The sequence below is a fragment of the Aliiglaciecola lipolytica E3 genome (assembly GCF_000314975.1).
GTDB classification, from domain to species: domain Bacteria; phylum Pseudomonadota; class Gammaproteobacteria; order Enterobacterales; family Alteromonadaceae; genus Aliiglaciecola; species Aliiglaciecola lipolytica.
The window spans coordinates 263,779-283,024 of sequence record NZ_BAEN01000076.1; the positions used below are offsets into that span (position 1 = coordinate 263,779).

The window sequence follows — 19,246 nt, forward strand, 5'->3', positions numbered from 1 at the left end:
TGTAAATCATTAGGATCATCTTCGCATAGGTAATCCTAATGATTTTGAGTTGATCACTTAATGTTGACTCTGGCCATTAAAAAAACATCTACATATTCACCGTTACGAAAGGCATATTGTTTAGCGGTTCCTTCTTTTTTGAATCCAAATTTTTCATACAGTGCTACGGCATGTGCATTATCGGTGTAAACTTCTAATTCGATACGCGTGACCGCTAACCAGTTTTCAAGAAGTTCAATCGCTGCTTTTAGCAATGCACTACCAATCCCTTGATTACATTTATCAGGTAATACAGCCATTCCAATATTAGCAACATGCTTACGGCGTGGTTTAGTGAATACTTCAATACCAATCTGTCCCACAATTTGATTGTCATTGGTCGCGATTAAACTGTAAAAATTTTCCGGCTTTTCTGCCAAAAAACTTTCCCAAGTATCCAATGACGGATAGGGAAGTTGTAGGGTGTTTGCATAATTTACCGTTTGCTCATAAATGTGTTTTATTTGTGCTATATCGGCTTTTTCACTATGACGAATATTCATGTAACGTCCTTTTAATGACTCCCAATTTGAGGTAAGGCGCAGTGCGCCTTACTCTACTGTTCCAAATAATTTTTGGGCAAGGCGGTAATGGCAGCTACACCAGAATCGATAGCGGCTTGTGCGACGGCGGTGGCCACACGTTTGCATAGCCTTGGATCCATAGGTTTAGGAATAATATATTGGCGTCCAAATTCTAGACTATCTACGTCACTAGCATCCAGAACCTGTTGAGGGACGGGTTCTTTGGCTATGCTGCGAATAGCATCAACGGCGGCAATTTTCATTTCGTCATTTATCTTTGATGCTCTGACATCTAACGCACCTCTGAAAATAAATGGGAAACACAACACATTATTTACCTGATTTGGATAGTCAGATCGTCCGGTAGCCATAATCAAGTCGCTGCGCGTTTTGTTTGCTAATTCCGGTTTAATTTCGGGATCTGGATTAGAACAGGCAAAAATAACAGGGTTTGGAGCCATTAACTGAAGTGTGGCGGCAGGCAGTACATCCGGGCCTGATACACCCACAAACACATCTGCACCTTCCATAACATCATCAAGTGTACGTTTGTCTGTATTATTGGCAAATAGTAGTTTATGCGGTGTTAAATCGTCTCTACGGGTATGAATAACCCCTTTTCGATCTAGCATATAAATGCGCTCTCGTTGAGCACCACATTTTATTAAAAGTTCCATGCAGGCAACCGCTGCTGCCCCAGCGCCCATACACACAATGTTGACTTCGTTAATTTTTTTACCTTGAATTTCCAACGCGTTAAGCATTCCAGCCGCGGTGACTATTGCTGTTCCATGCTGGTCATCGTGAAACACAGGTACAGAGCATCGTTTAATTAATTCTTGCTCAATTTCAAAACATTCAGGGGCTTTGATGTCTTCTAAATTAATGCCGCCGAACGTATCCGCAATATTCGCTACAGTATTGATAAACTCTTCTGTGGTGTTGTGCTTAACTTCAATATCAATTGAATCCAATCCGGCAAAGCGTTTAAACAGCAGCGCTTTCCCCTCCATTACCGGTTTTGAAGCAAGTGGTCCTAAATTTCCCAATCCAAGAATGGCCGTACCATTAGTAATTACGGCGACCATGTTGCCTTTGCCAGTATATAAATAAGCAGCACTTGGATCAGCTGCAATCTCTCTGACGGGCTCGGCAACGCCGGGGCTATACGCTAACGCTAAATCTGTAACACTTTCAGCCGGTTTAGTTAGCTCTACGCTAATTTTTCCCGGTACAGGTTTGGAATGGTAATCCAATGCTTTTTGCCGAAAATCAGACATGTTTGTCCTGTTCCTTATAATTGTAGGGTACACACTGTTATTAACTTGATCTCCAAGGGGTAATAAGTGAGCATGTTTGTAGGTTAGTTATTAAACATCAGATTATTATTTTTATTGTTTATGCGGTTTGATTCGTTTTGAACTGTAATCGAACGCGCTTGATGTCCAGACGGTAGAATGTAACATAGCTTTAACAAAATCACCTATCGGATGATGCTATTAACACTATTCATCAATATGATATCGTTTAGCTATTAAAAACATAATGGATTTTTGTGCGCTGTTTATACTTTAGTTTAATAAGTTGTTCTACTTATTGATATCAATCAGGTTAAGCACTTACTTAGTCGTTAAATTTTCCCTTGTGTTAGTTGTACTATCACTTTATAACAGGGGTATCTTTATTAATTTGAGAAGCTAACCACTCCCCTTTTTATGACCGATAACCGACCACTAATCAAACATATCAAAAATCATGATGCATTGTTCACAGACTTGGCGTTGATTCGTAACGCTCATGCTGCACGCCTTGGATTAAGCGAGTTTGATTATCATAAAACACCGAAGTTTGTCGGTGCTGATGGTCAACGACAGTGTATTGAACCAGAACGAAGTATTGTGTTTCCAAAATTGAAATCTCTCGCTGGGGTTAAACCTGTGTTGGAAAATGCGGTAGCCGGATTATCATTGGTAACCAAAAGTGAATTGGGATTTCGTTACCCCACTGCCGCCCTAGCAGGTATAGATGCTCCCTTTATTAAACGTTTTCGTTCCGAGTATTTTCATCGAGTAGGTGAAGATCGCAATATTTGTCGTCCCACCAATTTGTCGTATGGCATTAAAAGTAGGGGAAAAGGTGATAATCGTCAGGAATATGAAATCTGGGTTCCCGATGATCAACTACAGCAAGATCCTTTGCCATTGTTCATTGAAAAGTATGGTGAAGATTTACCCGATGATGTTCGTTCATTTGCCAACGAATCGCCAAAAGTTCATGGTTGGATGGGAGTAAAGCGGGCCGCATTTGAAGGATTTTATCGAGACCCTAAGACGACAGGTGACTTGGTCATCTGTTTAGGGTTCTCAGTTGACGTATACAATATAGGTGCTCGTCCCGATTTGTCTTTTTCAGACAATTTACAAAGTTCGATTGCAGTAAGCAACGCTGAACTGGAATGGGAAATAATGGGGTATTATGCGCCTGCTCACCATCAATTCGATCATGATCAAGTATGGTTAGCAATCAACAATACACTTTCAGCAATAGGTGACCCGCTCACTGATATTTATAACAATGTCATTATTCCTATTCAAGAAAGTAAAACAGAACGAATCTTATCGACCATCAGTGCTGAGGGGATCAGTGCTGAGCAGATTAATCAAATGGATTTAAAACCTTGGGAGTTTTTGCAAACGGCCAGTTCTCATAGACGAAAGCCTAAAGACCCAAGTCGTTCGATTAATTTACTCGGCCGCTTGAATCGATTGTTTTATCATTCTGAAAAGAAACTGCCTTCACTTAGGCATATTCACGATTTAATTGCAGAGTCGAATAAATAACAGGTACAAAAAAAGGCGCAAATAGCGCCTTTTTTTCGATTCGATAGTTGGACTTATTTTTTGCCCAATGCACCGAAACGCTTCTTGAATTTGTCAACACGACCACCGGTATCAACGTTACGTTGCTTACCTGTGTAGAATGGGTGACATGCAGAACATACGTCTAGGTTCAAGTCTTTACCAAGTGTTGAACGTACAACAATTTTGTTGCCACAAGAGCAAGTCGCTGTCATTTCAGTGTAAGTTGGATGAATATCTTGTTTCATAGGGATTACCTCATTTCTGGGCCGTATCGCTATACAACCCGAAGTTGCACACCATACGCAAATTAATTTTAAATAGCGGCTTGCCGCAAAGAGGCGCGCATATTAATGTAAAGGTCTGTATTGATCAAGCTGTTTTGACTGTTTGTTAACCATATTGTGCTTTTCAAAGCATAAAATCTCTAGGATTGTCTGATTTAGCCCATGCCTATTTATCAAGTTGCGCTGCCGTTACCGAAACGACAATTGTTCGATTATTTGCATGAACAGCAAAACCTGCATCCCGGTTGTCGTGTACGCGTACCTTTTGGGCCAAGAGAATTGATTGGCGTTGTGATGTCAACCACGCAAAATTCTCCATTTATGTCCAAATTAAAACCCATTAGCCAAGTTATCGACGAACAGCCAATTATCGACTCAACCATGTTGTCTTTGTGTAACTGGTTAGCGGGTTATTACCATCATCCGATTGGCGAAGTGCTGCACACTGTGATGCCAGTGGCACTGAGAAAAGGTGAATCTGATAAACCTAAGCCGATTGAAACATTACGTTTAACGCAAACTGAACCTGATGTAATCCCAGAAGTGCTGGGGCGAGCAAAAAAACAACGAGAGCTATATGCCGAACTCTTAAACCATGCGCAAACGTTAAGTGTGGTTAAACAAAAATACACAGATGGTGTTATTAAAGGATTATTAGAAAAAAACCTTGCTACTATCGAATTAGTCGAAGATACGCGTATAGACGCAGACTTCCAATTCAATTCAAACGTCATTAAACCAAAACCAAATGTAGAACAAGCTTTGGCAATCACTGCCATCTCGCAAGCATTGAACAAGTACACCTGCTTTTTATTGGAAGGGATTACTGGCAGTGGTAAAACCGAGGTCTATTTACAGAGTATCGAGGAAGTACTACGGAATCGTAAACAGGTGCTTATTCTAGTACCTGAAATAGGTTTAACCCCGCAAACGGTTAAACGTTTTGAAAATCGTTTTGGCCTCGAAGTCGGTATTTTACATTCGAACTTAACTGACAACGAACGTTTATTGGTCTGGCAAAAAAGTCGTGCTGGTAAACTGTCGATTATTATTGGAACGCGCTCGTCTATTTTTACGCCTATGGTACGTCCCGGCATGATCATTGTTGATGAAGAACACGATGCTTCGTATAAACAACAAGATGGTCTGAAATATAGTGCCCGGGACTTAGCCGTTATACGTGCTAAAGAACATAATATTCCGCTATTATTAGGTTCTGCAACTCCGAGTCTGGAGTCATTAAATAACGCGCTTACCCATAAATACCAACTCCTGCAACTTAATCAACGAGCAGGCAACGCTGTGCAGGCCAAGCAGAGTGTACTGGATATAACCAATCAACCTTTACAAGCGGGGTTAGCCGCAGGCATGTTGACGCGCATTGAGCAGCATCTTAAGGCTGGCAATCAGGTTATGTTATTTGTTAACCGCCGCGGATTTGCGCCAGCATTGCTGTGTCATCAATGTGGTCATGTTGAAGAATGCAAACGCTGCAATAAGCCCTTTACCGTACACAAGTCACTGCAAAAGATTCAGTGCCACCATTGTGGCGCAGCAAGAGCTTTACCAAAACAATGCAAAGAGTGTGGTCATCATGAGCTGATCACTCAAGGGGTTGGCACTGAACAACTGTCGATGTTTTTACAAAGTCAATTTCCGCAATACAGCGCAGTTAGAATCGACAGTGATAGTGTGCGAGGCAAAGCCAAGCTAGATAATTTACTGACTGAAATAAATGCCGGCGCTCACCAAATTTTAATAGGCACGCAAATCCTGTCAAAAGGTCATCATTTTCCTAATGTCACTTTGGTAGTGATTTTAGACGCAGACGGGGCATTGTTCAGTGCAGATTTTCGGGCTTCAGAACATTTGGCGCAGTTAATAACCCAACTTTCGGGGCGCGCTGGCCGAGCTCAAAAGCTAGGTGAAATGTGGCTGCAAACTCACCAACCGGGACATCCATTATTGCAGGACCTTATCAACAATGGTTATGGGCATTTTGCTCGATTTGCGTTGAGCGAGAGAAAGTTAGCCAGTTTACCGCCGTTTAGTTTTCATGCTTTGTTTAGAACTGAGTCGTTACAAGCACAAGATGGCTTTGAGTTTTTGTCGCATGTTTCGCAAATGTTGCAACACCCTCAGATTCGTATTGTTGGACCGATTCCCGCCATAATGGAAAAACGTCAGGGAAAATACAGAATGCAATTGTTGTTACAAAGCCATAGTCGCGCCATTTTAAATCAAGTGATAGGTCACTTTTCGACGGATATAGAAGCGCTTCCAATTGCTAGGAAAGTACGCTGGTCTATTGACATCGATCCGCAGGATTTCATCTAAATGTTTAGGTAGTTTATTGTTGGTTTTATCGGGCTGTTCACGATACTATTTACGCCTAGTTCATAGAAATCGGCTTTTAACTTTAATAAATTATTGTCTTTTAAGAAAACGCTACCACTTAATGCTTAGTTGATTACCTTTAAAAATATAGTCTGTCTTTTCAAACCTCAAAATAAAAATAATAATTATGGCACATAAAGATTTTGTAAAACGCGGTCAAGCACCTAAAAAGAAGCAAACTAAAAAAGACACGACACCTAAACCGCCCTGGCTGGCATTGGTTATCATATTGCTTTTAGTAGGCGGATTTGCTTACTTTTTGTGGGCTATTAGTCATCCATCAACTTCCGCAGACGAAGAACTCGAAGCGCAACAAACTGAACAACCCAACAAAACGCAGAAAGACCAAGTGCAGTCGACTAAGCAAGATTCTTTGCCCGAGATGCCAGAAGAGGAATACATCTATCCTGAAGAGCTTGAACATGGCAGTGTAGAGATCGACCGCAAAGAGCAGGAAAAATCAGAGCGGCCTTATTTAATGCAATGTGGTTCATTTAGACAAAAGCAACAAGCAGAAAAAATGCGTGCTCAGTTAGCCCTACAGGGACTGGAATCTTTGGTAAAAGCAAGTGACGGTAAAAATGGACTTTGGTATCGAGTCATACTTGGGCCATATGACTATAAACGCGATGCTGAAACAGATCGTCATGTGATTCAACGAATCGGCATTGGCTCTTGTCAAATTTGGTATTGGGATCTTTGATTTCTGATGTAATGGGTCCCATTGCCCTTAGTCTCTTAAAACGTTGAATCTTACATATTGATTCAACAAATTTGGGCAGACTTATATTTAAATATGCGCAATTTTAGGTTACTTGTTCTTCAATCCTTGAAATTTCCTTCCCGCTCCCCACATATACTCCATTGAATCGTCACCCGTTGTATTATCGGGTTGACATAGTTGAGCTAAACAAGGAGCAGACGTGACTACCATAGTATCCGTACGCCGTAATAATCAAGTGGTCATCGCCGGAGATGGACAGGTTTCATTAGGTAATACCGTGATGAAAGGCAATGCGCGAAAAGTGCGCAGATTGTATAACGATAAAGTTATCGCTGGCTTTGCTGGTGGAACAGCCGATGCTTTCACGTTATTTGAACGTTTTGAAAGTAAGTTGGAAATGCATCAAGGGCACTTAACCAAAGCCGCGGTTGAGTTAGCTAAAGATTGGCGAACAGATCGAATGTTACGCAAGCTAGAGGCGCTGCTTGCTGTAGCAGATCATACTGCATCTTTTATTATTACCGGTAACGGTGACGTCGTTCAGCCAGAACAAGATCTGATTGCTATTGGCTCGGGTGGCCCATACGCTCAAGCTGCGGCCACGGCGCTTTTGGCTAACACCGAACTTAGCGCGAAAGAAATTGCTGAAAAAAGTCTGACGATTGCTGGTGATATTTGTGTCTTTACCAATCACAGTCAAACAGTGGAAACACTAGATTATTAATCAAAAACACTAAGATGATATTTTAGTGCTGCACATTATAAAGGTTTTTTTATGTCAGAAATGACTCCTAGAGAAATTGTTCATGAACTTGACCGTCACATAATTGGTCAACAGGATGCCAAACGAGCTGTGTCAATTGCCCTACGTAATCGTTGGCGTCGAATGCAGTTAACACCTGAGTTGCGTCAAGAAGTCACCCCAAAGAATATTTTAATGATTGGTCCAACAGGGGTAGGAAAAACAGAAATTGCCCGTCGGTTAGCTAAACTCGCCAATGCACCTTTTATTAAAGTTGAAGCGACAAAGTTCACTGAAGTGGGTTATGTTGGTAAAGAAGTAGAGAGCATCATTCGTGATCTTGCAGATATCTCTATTAAAATGACCAAAGAACAAGAAACTGCAAAGGTGAAATATCGAGCTGAAGAAGCGGCAGAAGATAGAATATTAGATGCGCTTTTACCGCCTCCTGAGAATGCCTGGGGTGAAAAAGAAGCCGTAGAAGATAAAGGCACACGGCAAGCCTTTCGTAAGAAGTTACGTGAAGGCCAGCTAGATGATAAAGAAATTGAAATTGATGTTGCCCTTCCTCAGGTTGGCGTAGAAATCATGGCTCCTCCTGGTATGGAAGAGATGACCAACCAACTTCAAGGTATGTTTCAAAACTTATCAGGCTCGCAAAAAAAGAAAAAGAAGCTAAAGATAAAAGACGCCTTTAAGTTACTAGTTGAAGAAGAAGCTTCTCGTCTAGTGAATCAGGAAGAGTTGAAGGAAAAAGCGCTCTTCAATGTAGAACAAAATGGCATTGTCTTCATTGACGAAATTGACAAGATTTGCAAACGCGAAGGAACTGGCAGTGCAGACGTTTCTCGCGAAGGCGTTCAACGCGACTTATTGCCGCTAGTGGAAGGTTCGACTGTTTCTACAAAACATGGCATGGTCAAAACTGACCACATATTATTTGTTGCATCTGGCGCATTTCAGATGAGCAAACCTTCTGATTTAATTCCAGAGTTGCAAGGTCGTCTGCCGATTCGAGTTGAACTTTCAGCCTTAAGCGTCGAAGATTTTGTACGCATACTTACAGAGCCAAATGCTTCTCTTACGGAACAATATATTGCGCTGCTTGGTACAGAGGGTGTCAGTGTGAGTTTTACCGAAGACGGAATTAGGCGTATAGCTGAAGCAGCTTGGCAAGTAAATGAACGCACAGAAAACATTGGTGCTCGACGTTTGCATACGGTAATGGAAAGGCTAATGGAAGATATTTCCTATGATGCCTCTGAAATGCAGGATGAATCCATTTTAGTTGACGCTAAATATGTTAATGATCATTTAGAGAAGTTTGTTGATAACGAGGATTTGAGTCGTTTTATTTTATAACTTCATACTTAACAGATAACCTGAAAAACGCATTTTTAAATGCGTTTTTTTTTGGTTTATTTATCATTTTTTAAACTTTCTGTAAGTGTTTGTAAACCGGTTTACCCTACTAAAGTATAACCAATTTTACCTATTGCTGATCTAAAAAAATTGCTAAATTAGGTCAAGATTAAAATTGCTACAGGCTAGATTAATAGGATGTCTTTACACGTTTTAGATTTTGCTAAAATTATTATTCTTTCAGAAGACATAGCGGAAGTGATTGTGAATGAAGGGGTTGCAATGGATGGGCAAATCGCCGAGGAATTAGAGACATTTTTAATTCTACATTTATCAGCGCCGTTTTCAGTTTTAGTTAATAAAGTGAATTCATATACTTATAAATTTTGTGCGCAATTAAAACTGGCAAATATGCAGAATTTACATGCGATTGCTGTGGTTACTTACGATAATATTTCAAAGATTCGAACTGAGGTATTAAGAGATACCACTCCGGCCAATAAAGTTTGGAATTTACAATTATTTTCCACCCGCGAATTGGCTATAGAATGGCTTGAAGTAGAACAAGAGAAAACGCGGTATGACGATTTAGGTTGAGTAAGATAACTCTCGTCATTGAACCTCTCGTTTTTTACTGTTATCTATTGTTAGCTATTTCTTGACTAAAAATTTGACTGTCTACTTGATTCGTTGAAGTCAATACAAAACCAGCCCAATACTTTGGATGGCGATACTTTCCACCTCGATGAAAATCATGCTGAGTTATCTGCAATGCTCTTGGTGCATCACCGTCGGTTTCCAACAAATTGACATAAAACTTCTTTACAAATACTGATGTGGGCCGGTCTTGAATGGGCCAAATTGTGCCAACGACAGATTTCGCACCTTGGGCAAGAAATCCGCGTGTAATGCTGCGCATACCTGAACCCTTATAATTTTTCCCAACCATAGTTTCACATCCGCTAACAAATACTAAGTCAGAAGATACTGGTTTACTCAATAGTTGGTTTAGACTCAGGAAACCTGGCGTGATATGACCATTTTCTTTTGCTCCCGCAGTCAATACACCAACAATATCAGGTAACTGTTGGTCAAAATAACCATGCGTTCCAATATGCAATATTTTAGAGTTACGTACCTTATCAGACATCAAAAATTGGCTAGTGGCATTTTCAGAAATACCTCGGTTTATTTGTTGTTCAGAAAATAATCCCGCCATAAATTCAGCTTCTTCAAGTGTGCCTGGTAAGGATGAAACACCAAATAACGTCTTAAATTCGGAACCGTTTGGACTGCCAGTTTTGGAGTTTTGTTGAATCGTGAAATCAGGGTTAGCGAAAATAGACACTTCAAAGTTTTCACTTTTCGTACGAACAATATCTTCCAAATAAGAAGAAGCTGAAGTGATAAAAATCGATTGTACGCTTTCAACTAAAGGCTTGTAGCGACGTTCATCTGTTGCTGTATTCCACATTGAAAATGGCATTTTATGCAGACTTTCATCTGGGATAATCAAAATCTTATCAATACCTTGGCGTCTAATCATTTCAACTGGCAATAATGGGATATGTCGAAATTTTGAAGTGAGCCATGGTTTGTTCGAGGCTGCTGTACCATCTACGTAATTATTCACCATTTCCTTAAGTTCTGTGACTCTTGCTATTTTTCGAACTTCTTGATGGTTTCGAGTAATATTTAACGAATACATAATCTCACCGTCAGAAAAAAAGCGGACTAACATCTGCTCTGCAGGTAATAATTTTTGAAATTCAAATAAGTTAATATTAGGCAACACGAGTGAATCGTTTTGGTGCTTTAAGACTTGTGCCAAATAATCGTCTCTTGCTTCATAAAGTCGAGATTTTTCATTGTCTGTTTCAGACATCAAGATGATTTTTTCTTCGGCTAACCAGATATCATAAAGGCGTTTAATTTGTTCCGCATTTTCACTAGTTGTGTCATTAATGGAAAATAGATTTTTTTCAAAACGCGGATCAACTGAATAATATTTTTCTAAAACTTCAAACAGTTTTGCATAGTCACCTTGAGATGTTTGTAATCGACTTTCATCTAACAAAGATACAATGTATGTATTGATAAAGCTGAACCTTGCCGCATTCCAAGCCTGCGGATTTGCAACCGATGTGCGACTTTTTTCGATTAACGACATCGCTTTATCCGCAAAAATATTGACCCATTTATAGGCTTTTTGTTGATGGCTTATTTGTACAAGTAAAGTAAATACTTCAATTTGTTTGATGGGTAATGCGGTATTTTCAAGCTGAGTGATATGTTCATCAAAAAAACTGGTATAGCCTAATAAGCTGGCGAGCTTATCTAATTCGTCTTTATCGTATTTTTCACCTAAGTAAAGGATGTTAATTTTTTGCTCTAGGATTTTTGCATCGATTTGAGTGGAGTAAAGTGTGCGGGGATCGTTTAGCACGTTCTCTAAGTGTACTTTTGCCTGATCGAATTGGTTTTGTTTTATAGCTGTTTTAGCAAGTTCGACTTGCAATACAATCTGGTAATAATCGTTTTTATCCCGCAACAAATGAGCAGCGCATTGGAGCCAAAGTTCAGCCTCTGACAGTTGCTCTTCTTCTCGGCTGGTCGCGCCTATCATCACCGCAGCCCTTGCAATCATTAGATTTCCATTATTGGTATCTAAACAGTTTTCTAATTTCCAAGCCTGATTAGGAGTTTCGGTTTGCATTTCTGAAATTGTTTTATTGAAGTAGCGAGAGCCCGTATCAAATTCACCTGTTTGATAAAATAAGAATCCCTTACTAAATAATAGTGAAGCAATTTTCAGGCTGTCGGTTTGACTGTCTAAGTTCAAACCTTGATTCAAGTAATTATGCGCTTGGGCAAAAGCCCCTTGCCGATAGGAAGACAAAAATGCATTGCTATATAGTTCTGGCATCAAAAAAGCGAATTCAGGCGCTTGTTTAGCTTTAGAAATCGCGCTTTCCGCTGTTTCTAGTGCTAAGTCATGCCTTTCTCTAAAGTTATAATAAAACCATAGGTGATGAAGTATGTCTGCGGTTAACCATTTTGGTGAATCCGACAAACTTTCTAGTATTTCTTGGTAAATATATTTGGCATATTTATCGAGGTCCAATTCTGTTTGCTGAGGAGATTGCAACTCAGTGAAAATCAAACCACATTGCTGTAAAAACTGATTTTGGGTCAGGTTACTTGAAGGCTCACTATTAAGTTTTCCGTGATGTTTTGAAAATACATAAAGAGTGGCAGCAAGTTGAGCGGCGTAGCTTACTTTCAAAGAGGTATCAAGGTGTTTAGAGGGTTCGAATAACGAGGTAAGCGAATGGCATTGGCTAACAATATCGTTTGCACTAAATTGATTTAAACGGATACTCGCCAGAAAACTTAGTGACCAATGCTTGTGCTCTTTTGATATTTGTTTTAGACGACGCAGAGACCACTGTGAAAAGTCTGATTGCAGATTTTTATGAGTTAAATTTGTTAAAATTGCATTATGTGATATGGATGGTTTTACACTTAAGTTTGCTAATGTTTTACTAGCGGTTAGATATGCTTGGTTTTCAGCTTCATTAAGCTCAGTTAGATTAATTTGTGGGGCGAAATTATCGTAATTTACCACAACCTTTACATTGTTTTGCAGTTGATTGAACTGCAAAACCTCAAAATACTCATCGCCCTCCTTGTTATTGATCGTTTTCTCAAGTAGCAATTGTTCATTTACGATTACTTTAAAATGCAATTGTTGTTCTGCTTCACTTATTTTTAAGAGTGCAGTTTGTGCATTCAATAAATAAACTACGTCAGCAGATTCCGTCCCTCGACAACTAAAAGTTACACTAAGAAACATCAATAAAAAGGGAAAAATACGAAACATTTTGGGCAAAGCGAATCTTAAATAAATATGGATTACGGGGATTGTAACCCATATAACTGTTGTTCGGGATAAGAAACTTTACCTCAGTGTCGCTGAGCTGCAGCGGCACTTTAAAAACCTAGGAGTGTTCAATCTAGAAGGTAGACGATCCAACTATGTTTTGATATTGCTTTATTGCCATATTTATCTTGCCAAGTGACTTCACCAACTATTTCACTTTCAGGGTTATCATCCTTAGGTAAATGATTGGTCCATTCAATAATGTGCCAGCCTTCTAGATCATCAAACAAGATGGTCGACACGCCGTCGTTGATATTCACCAACTGAGTTTTGTCTTCGTTAAGTACAAAAACCGTATTATCGGATGCTAATCTAAATAACTCAGGCCATTCATCTGCACTTGATCCGTCTTGGTTTACCGCAAACTCTTGGACATAAAGTAAATCGCCTAATCTTTTTTTAGTGACTTCAATGAAATACTCGTGTCCTGGTACAAAAAACCAAGGACTTATTTGTGAGATCATTTCTTCCTGAGTTTTATTACCACTCGAATCACTGGTAGCCTCGATGCCTAATGGATTGATTTTTCTTATTATTTGTTCTGTCACCTGGGTTCCTTAAATTACACTGAAGAATTTATTTAAGTCTACATTGTTGTCTTCGTCGAGCAACCTGTCTTTAACATCTGCCAAGACATTTAATGCGTGATGTTTATCATAAACCCCATTTTTGAATATCGACAAGGCCTTTGTGTTGATCGCATCATGCAATACATCTGCAATCAAAATACTACCTAGCTTGCCAAGTCTTTCACCATCATGAGTGGTCGCCGCTTCATGTAAAATGTATGTCCAAAGCGGCAGATTCTGAACACTCAATTCATCGATATCTGAAAACTCTGGCGGCAATTCACTCAGCGGCTCCAATTGAAGACATGCTTTTAAATCCAATTGAGAATTGATCTTTTTAACAATGCTGTAGCCAGACGGGATTTGTTTATTGAGTCCAGCCAATAAGTTTTTAAATATCACTCTAATCATTTCAGCATTACCCGATGGGAATCGTATTTTCGACATAGCATCTGCTAGTGAAAGATCAATTTTATTGGCTTTTTGATTATCGCCAAAAAAGCGCCGCCACTGAACGACGTGTTTATCTTCGATCTTCTGAGAAGAAGCGAATAACGATGTCAACGGAACTTCTGGTTGAAAACGCCTGAGCGCATAGCTATTTCTAACCATACTATGACCGAAACGAAAGGCACTGTTATGGAAAAAGTCTAAGCGTTGCTCTTCTTTAAAAGGTAATTCCGGTTTCTTTTTCTGATTGAAATAAATATCAAAAATGTGCGGATCTAAAAGGTTCCGCAAGTAATACTCCACGGTTACAAACTGGAAAGTCAAAATTGTATGGCATTTTGCATTTTCAAAATCGAAATGATAAGGCGCTGAAATTAACTGATTGTGAAAGTTTTGCCAAAACGTTTGCAACTGACACACAATTCGGTTGATATCATTTCGATGTTCAGGAATTAACGGGTTGCCCTCTTGATCTCGTGCAACATCGAATCCTTTAACGCCTTGCCATTGTATGGCACGCATCTCAAATTTATCATTCACAATGCGATTAGGATAAGCATATAAACTTTCGAGTAACAATTCATTTGAAATTGCTCTAACGGGTTGCTCGGGGGGCGTGGTGTGCGGAGCAATATCGTGGGCAATCATTTGACCAAAATACGTCATACCTGCATCTAAATGACTAGAGGGCACAGTATTGTTATTTTCCAATAATTTTTCTGCAATTTGCAGCAACACAGGGTCACTCAAATAATCGGCTTTCCACATTTTCTTAAGCTTGTGCGTGAAACTAAAATCCAACATAATTAATCTCTTACTGATACTACCAAAGACTTTGACTTTTGATTACTTGTATTAAGGGAATATTGAATTTCTAGTAATCCTGGTTGCAGCATATCTTTGTTGATTAATACCACTATTTCTTGGTCACTATTTGGCAGGTATGTTGCCGAATGGATTGCTGAATCATTCGCACTCGCAAACATATTAATTTGATATTCGTGACCTAATTCAAAGTCATCTTGCACTACTAACGAGACTGAGTCAGAAATGTCACTAAGGTACAAACTAGCATCTACTTGCGTTGTATTCCCTCTAATTGAAGAAACATATATCAATGACGGCGAGTTTAATGTGTCATTAACAGGAGGTAGCAAGTTAGTTTTGGATACAAATGCAAAAACGAGCGCACAAGCACACGCAGTTCCTAAACTGGCCCGTATTGGGGTTGCAAATAGCGATTTCCAAAACGTAAATGCAGGCTTTTGAACTGTTTTGTTGTTTATAAATGGCAGTGTTTTGATAAACATTGAGTCGATGTTTAATTTGTCTACCATGTCTGAATTTTCCATTAGGAAAATCTCAAATTCTTCACACTCTTCTGCACAAAGCTTTCCTTGCATATAGCGATTCGCGATGTCGCGTTCTTCAATATATGCCTGATCCATTGGTTTCATTCGAGCCTCTTATTTGATTGGCCAGGCGTTCATCTGCAAGTGTCGATTTTTTGTTTTCCGACTAAGAGATTGTTACTTGGCTGATTTATTCTTTAATAGCGCTGTCTAAAAGCAAGTGATGTGGCATTGATATTTCTCTCACCTGAGGTTGAAAAAAAGTATCATTTATTGAAGTTTGTGCAGAAAATGAAAGTTGTAACGTTAACGCAAGACTTAACAATGAAGTTACGTTGGATTTGTTGAGGTCAACTCCTAGTTTTAATTGGATGATCTGTGTTAGCCGACTTCGAGCTCGATAAAGTACCCGATCGAAGTGTTCTGATGTTAATTCAAATTCATCACATATGAGCTTTTTCGATTGCCCATATACAAAATACCGATAAAGAATATCTTTGTCTCTTTGTGCCGGCAATTCATCCATAACCTGTTGTACGATTTGTACTAACTGTTTCGAATTAATGGAGTTTAATGCTGATTGAGATTCATCGGGAAATTCAAGGTCGATGCTATCTGAGTTATCCGTTTTGCGACGTGCTTCTTTGCGGAAATGAGCGATCAACAAATTCACGCCTGTTTGACGAACGAATGCACCAATTGCAGCATGATTTTCTATTTTCTGTTTACGGATTTTGTCAATAACAATGATGAAAGTGTCTTGAGCAATATCATTTGCTAATTCATCATCGTCAGTCTGTTTTTTTAATATAAACAACAGACTTTTCCAATATTTATTGACCAATTCTTGTTCAGCTAGAGTTTCGCCAGAGGCAATTCTGTTCACCAGATACTCAGACGTACCCATGCCTAATAGTAGCTCCCATCACTTTATACATATGAATCAACGATCTACTTTTCAGGTATTTTTATTGCAGAAGATCGGAAAGCTAAAACTTAGAGGAAATATCTATACGATGCAACAGCATCTAGTCAGTTCTCTTAAATTATTTAATTGTGTTCAAAAGCGATTTTGAATAAAGGATTGTTTTTTTATGGGCAAAATCACCTAAAGTGGATTTAATATTGTGTATTCTAATCAATATAAAACTGCCAGCTAAAACGAAAGCATGCCCCCCTTGGTACGTTATCAAAGACCTTGATTTTCCCGCCTTGACTCTCTATAGACTTTTTAACAATTGCTAAACCCATTCCACTTCCTTCAACTTCGTCTCGCGGACGCAAAGTTTTAAATATTTCAAATATCACTTCATTAAATTCTGCATCAATACCTGGGCCATCATCCTTTATTTCAAAAATACATTGTTTGGTTTGTAATTCGACATTAACTGTTATTGTACCGGTTGGTTTATCATGGTGCTTAATGGCGTTATTGATGAGATTTCTAAGTACTTTTTCAAGTGGGACTCGGAGTACTTTTACATGCCCAGAATAACCTTCAATGACGAGGTTAAAGTTTCCGGAAACGTTACAAAAATCAAAAATATAAGTAATCAACTCAGTTACATCGACAGTTTCTATTTTAGCGTCTTCTCGACCAACCCGAGAGTAGGTTAATAAGTCATCCAACAAACGTTCCATACGATTTACTCTAGACCGCAGCAATGATAAATGTTGGTTAATTTCAGAATCTTGTACTGCTATTAAATCCTCTTCGATCCAGTTCGTTAATTGCTGTACCCCTCTTAGAGGGGACTTTAAATCATGCGAAGCAATATAAGCAAAGCTATCTAAGTCTTTGTTACTGCGTTCAAGCTCTTCCATTACCTGTTTACGTTCAGTGATATCTTGAATCGTACCTATCAGTTTAATCGGTTTTTCATCTTTAAGTTCAACAGTGCCGATCGTATTAACCCATCTAGTATTGCCTTTGCTGGTGTGCATTAATAATTCTAAATTCCAACCCTGCTTTTCTTCAGTCGCCTTTTGTATGTGCTCAGCCAATAATTCTTTACTTTGCTCGTCATAACAACGAATGCTTTCATCAAATGAAATAGGTTTATCTGAAAAAGGCATGTCGTACAAAGCAAAGGTTTGTTCAGACCAGATCACCTCGAGGGTTTCTAAATCTAGTTCCCAACCGCCAATTTTGGCAATTTTGTTGGTACGGTTTAAGATGTCAGTTAGATGCCTTAGTTTGCGTTCACGTCGAAGAACATCCGTCAGATCGAATATTGACGAAAATATTTTTAAACCTGCATTTGTTTGTACTGGTTGTAACGCTATTTCAATGGGAATTTCGTTGCCAGAGGATGTTAAACCAAATAAATCTTGTCCCGCTCCCATGGCTCTTTTTTTAGGGCCTTTAAAGTAATTTTGTCGATGACCCACATGCGCACTTCGAAATCGTTCAGGCAAAAGCATTTCTACCGGTTTACCAATCATATCGCCTTGCATGTAGCCAAATAAGTTTTCTAGTTCCCGATTTGTTAACTCAATCAAACCTTCATCATTGATCATCAATATCGCATTAGGTGCTGAATCAATCGCGGTTTTGAATAAGGATTCATATTTTTTGCGTTCAGAAATATCAATAACACCACAAAGTACTTTTTGTTCTTGGCCGAATTTAATTGGGCTAAGCCCAATTTCAAGGGGGACTTCCGAACCATCTTTACGCCGACCAAACAGTTCTTGGCCTTTACCCATAGCTCTTTTACTCGGGGTTTGCATAAATGTCTTGTGGTAGTGACCATGTCGACTTTTAACTGAGTCAGGAATTAAGGTTAAGATTGGTTGGCCGATTAATTCTTGTCTTTCATAGCCAAAGATCTCTTCAATCTCTGCATTCACCATTTCAATTATGCCTTTGTCATTAACCACAATCTTGCCATGAGGGGCCGCTTCTACGATTAGATGAAAGCGCTCCTTTGCTTTCAATAAGTCTTGCTGATTTAGCTCATCAGTTTTTACTCTAATACGGTATAAAAGAAACGCTACAAAAAGACTAAAAACAAAAAAGCTAAGCATGCAATAAGCAAATGCCGTCCATTTTGCCCAGATTACGGATTGTGTTGATGTGGCAACTGATAAAGTGACAAACCGATTATTGTCGAGCCAAATTTTTCTAGACAAAATGTAATATTCTGAAGAAGGATTCGTTAGACCATTGCCGATATATTCGAAGCGATTGTCTCGCTGCAGGTCTTTAAAGCTATGTTCCCATAGATATTGATTACCGTATTCAAACCCGAACGTTTTTTCTGAGTTTGGGTGGATTAAGAAGTCACCATTGTTATTATTTAAAAATACACTGTAGGTATCATTACCAAAAAATCGTTTATAAGAAACTTCTTCGAACAGTTTATGAATATCAATATTCATAAATACGAAAGCAGCGATGGTCTGCGTATTAGTCTCCACCGGCCTGCCTAAGCGAATAGTTGGGGTGACTGGTGTGGATATTTTTCCGTTTTCCTGATTTAAAGAAATATCTGAAATATAGATATCATTAGTTTTAAGTTCAATTAAATGTTTGAAGTAGTCCCGATGGGATTTATCTTGTAATGCGGATTCGGGGATAGCGCTTGTAATGTTTTCATTTCGTTCAACCCGCATCAACTCCATACCACTGGCAGCGTCAATTAAACGTAATTGCATTACTTTGTTTTCGACTGATAGGTACAATAAAAACTCTTCTTCGACCTCCTTAAACGGTTCAGGCTTACTGAGTTGAGACTCATTCGTTTTAAGGGACGAAATCGCCTGTTTTACATCCGGCATTTTTGAAAAGAATAAAAGGTGATCGGCGTAATGATATAGAAATTGCTGAATGGCATCTTGCTGATATTCGACAATGCTTGCCAGGTCGTCTAAGGTGACTTTTTCTACCTTTTTTTGCCAATAATTCGCAATCGTATACGAGATCGAAAGTGCAACCAGCAAATAAGCCAAGCTCCATGTCATGGCTTTATGATTGAGGATATTATTTCTCATTCA

15 protein-coding genes are annotated in these 19,246 nt (G+C 39.1%); 6 read left to right on the forward strand and 9 right to left on the reverse strand.

Annotation, left to right across the window (positions count from 1 at the left end):
* Window positions 1-53 precede the first annotated feature (53 nt).
* Both GLIP_RS19710 and GLIP_RS19715 read right to left on the reverse strand, forming a co-directional pair.
* The gene (locus tag GLIP_RS19710; protein WP_008846474.1) at window positions 54-542 is read right to left on the reverse strand and encodes a GNAT family N-acetyltransferase; all 489 of its coding nucleotides are present in this window, start codon (window positions 540-542) and stop codon (window positions 54-56) included.
* Between the two features lie 53 nt (window positions 543-595).
* Window positions 596-1,843 (reverse strand): malic enzyme-like NAD(P)-binding protein, encoded by a 1,248-nt coding sequence (locus GLIP_RS19715; protein ID WP_008846475.1) that lies wholly within the window; start codon window positions 1,841-1,843, stop codon window positions 596-598.
* A gap of 435 nt (window positions 1,844-2,278) precedes the next feature.
* Here GLIP_RS19715 and GLIP_RS19720 point away from each other — a divergent pair, with 435 nt between their 5' ends.
* Window positions 2,279-3,403, forward strand: a complete 1,125-nt coding sequence (locus GLIP_RS19720) for a hypothetical protein (RefSeq protein ID WP_008846477.1) — start codon at window positions 2,279-2,281, stop codon at window positions 3,401-3,403.
* Between the two features lie 53 nt (window positions 3,404-3,456).
* Here GLIP_RS19720 and rpmE read toward each other — a convergent pair whose 3' ends face one another.
* On the reverse strand, window positions 3,457-3,669 hold the full coding sequence (gene rpmE, locus GLIP_RS19725; protein WP_008846479.1) for a 50S ribosomal protein L31: 213 nt from the start codon (window positions 3,667-3,669) through the stop codon (window positions 3,457-3,459).
* Window positions 3,670-3,870: 201 nt separating this feature from the next.
* Between rpmE and priA the strand changes: the two genes are divergently transcribed.
* From priA to GLIP_RS19750, 5 genes are all read left to right on the forward strand, one after another.
* A complete protein-coding gene (gene priA, locus GLIP_RS19730) occupies window positions 3,871-6,045 on the forward strand; it encodes a primosomal protein N' (protein ID WP_008846480.1) in 2,175 nt (724 codons plus the stop codon).
* A 187-nt stretch (window positions 6,046-6,232) separates the two neighbouring features.
* A complete protein-coding gene (locus GLIP_RS19735) occupies window positions 6,233-6,808 on the forward strand; it encodes an SPOR domain-containing protein (protein ID WP_008846481.1) in 576 nt (191 codons plus the stop codon).
* A 220-nt stretch (window positions 6,809-7,028) separates the two neighbouring features.
* Entirely contained in the window at window positions 7,029-7,553 is a 525-nt protein-coding gene (gene hslV / locus GLIP_RS19740) for an ATP-dependent protease subunit HslV (RefSeq protein ID WP_008846482.1), read from the forward strand.
* Between the two features lie 51 nt (window positions 7,554-7,604).
* On the forward strand, window positions 7,605-8,933 hold the full coding sequence (gene hslU, locus GLIP_RS19745; RefSeq protein WP_008846483.1) for an HslU--HslV peptidase ATPase subunit: 1,329 nt from the start codon (window positions 7,605-7,607) through the stop codon (window positions 8,931-8,933).
* 198 nt (window positions 8,934-9,131) lie between these two features.
* Complete coding sequence (locus tag GLIP_RS19750; RefSeq protein WP_008846484.1) at window positions 9,132-9,530, forward strand: hypothetical protein; 399 nt, start codon at window positions 9,132-9,134, stop codon at window positions 9,528-9,530.
* Between the two features lie 40 nt (window positions 9,531-9,570).
* Here the strand turns inward: GLIP_RS19750 and GLIP_RS19755 are convergent, their stop codons facing one another.
* The 6 genes from GLIP_RS19755 to GLIP_RS21565 form a co-directional block, all read right to left on the reverse strand.
* Window positions 9,571-12,816 carry a CHAT domain-containing protein gene (locus tag GLIP_RS19755; RefSeq protein ID WP_226992268.1) on the reverse strand — a complete coding sequence of 1,082 codons (3,246 nt, stop codon included), beginning with the start codon at window positions 12,814-12,816 and terminating at the stop codon, window positions 9,571-9,573.
* Window positions 12,817-12,944: 128 nt separating this feature from the next.
* Window positions 12,945-13,424, reverse strand: coding sequence for a hypothetical protein (locus tag GLIP_RS19760; protein ID WP_008846486.1), 480 nt, complete (start codon window positions 13,422-13,424; stop codon window positions 12,945-12,947).
* Window positions 13,425-13,433: 9 nt separating this feature from the next.
* Entirely contained in the window at window positions 13,434-14,699 is a 1,266-nt protein-coding gene (locus GLIP_RS19765; RefSeq protein WP_008846487.1) for a peroxidase family protein, read from the reverse strand.
* Between the two features lie 2 nt (window positions 14,700-14,701).
* Window positions 14,702-15,352 carry a hypothetical protein gene (locus tag GLIP_RS19770; RefSeq protein ID WP_008846488.1) on the reverse strand — a complete coding sequence of 217 codons (651 nt, stop codon included), beginning with the start codon at window positions 15,350-15,352 and terminating at the stop codon, window positions 14,702-14,704.
* Window positions 15,353-15,437: 85 nt separating this feature from the next.
* Window positions 15,438-16,154, reverse strand: coding sequence for an RNA polymerase sigma factor (locus GLIP_RS19775; protein ID WP_008846489.1), 717 nt, complete (start codon window positions 16,152-16,154; stop codon window positions 15,438-15,440).
* 227 nt (window positions 16,155-16,381) lie between these two features.
* Window positions 16,382-19,243: a PAS domain S-box protein gene (locus GLIP_RS21565; protein WP_052155024.1), complete on the reverse strand. Its 2,862-nt coding sequence runs from the start codon at window positions 19,241-19,243 to the stop codon at window positions 16,382-16,384.
* Window positions 19,244-19,246 lie beyond the last annotated feature (3 nt).

Coding starts and splice junctions, on each gene's coding strand:
- GLIP_RS19710 (WP_008846474.1), bottom strand. CDS start 542: ATGAATATTCGTCATAGTGAAAAAGCCGATATAGCACAAATAAAACAC.
- GLIP_RS19715 (WP_008846475.1), bottom strand. CDS start 1,843: ATGTCTGATTTTCGGCAAAAAGCATTGGATTACCATTCCAAACCTGTA.
- GLIP_RS19720 (WP_008846477.1), top strand. CDS start 2,279: ATGACCGATAACCGACCACTAATCAAACATATCAAAAATCATGATGCA.
- rpmE (WP_008846479.1), bottom strand. CDS start 3,669: ATGAAACAAGATATTCATCCAACTTACACTGAAATGACAGCGACTTGC.
- priA (WP_008846480.1), top strand. CDS start 3,871: ATGCCTATTTATCAAGTTGCGCTGCCGTTACCGAAACGACAATTGTTC.
- GLIP_RS19735 (WP_008846481.1), top strand. CDS start 6,233: ATGGCACATAAAGATTTTGTAAAACGCGGTCAAGCACCTAAAAAGAAG.
- hslU (WP_008846483.1), top strand. CDS start 7,605: ATGTCAGAAATGACTCCTAGAGAAATTGTTCATGAACTTGACCGTCAC.
- GLIP_RS19750 (WP_008846484.1), top strand. CDS start 9,132: ATGTCTTTACACGTTTTAGATTTTGCTAAAATTATTATTCTTTCAGAA.
- GLIP_RS19755 (WP_226992268.1), bottom strand. CDS start 12,816: ATGTTTCGTATTTTTCCCTTTTTATTGATGTTTCTTAGTGTAACTTTT.
- GLIP_RS19765 (WP_008846487.1), bottom strand. CDS start 14,699: ATGTTGGATTTTAGTTTCACGCACAAGCTTAAGAAAATGTGGAAAGCC.
- GLIP_RS19770 (WP_008846488.1), bottom strand. CDS start 15,352: ATGAAACCAATGGATCAGGCATATATTGAAGAACGCGACATCGCGAAT.
- GLIP_RS19775 (WP_008846489.1), bottom strand. CDS start 16,154: ATGGGTACGTCTGAGTATCTGGTGAACAGAATTGCCTCTGGCGAAACT.
- GLIP_RS21565 (WP_052155024.1), bottom strand. CDS start 19,243: ATGAGAAATAATATCCTCAATCATAAAGCCATGACATGGAGCTTGGCT.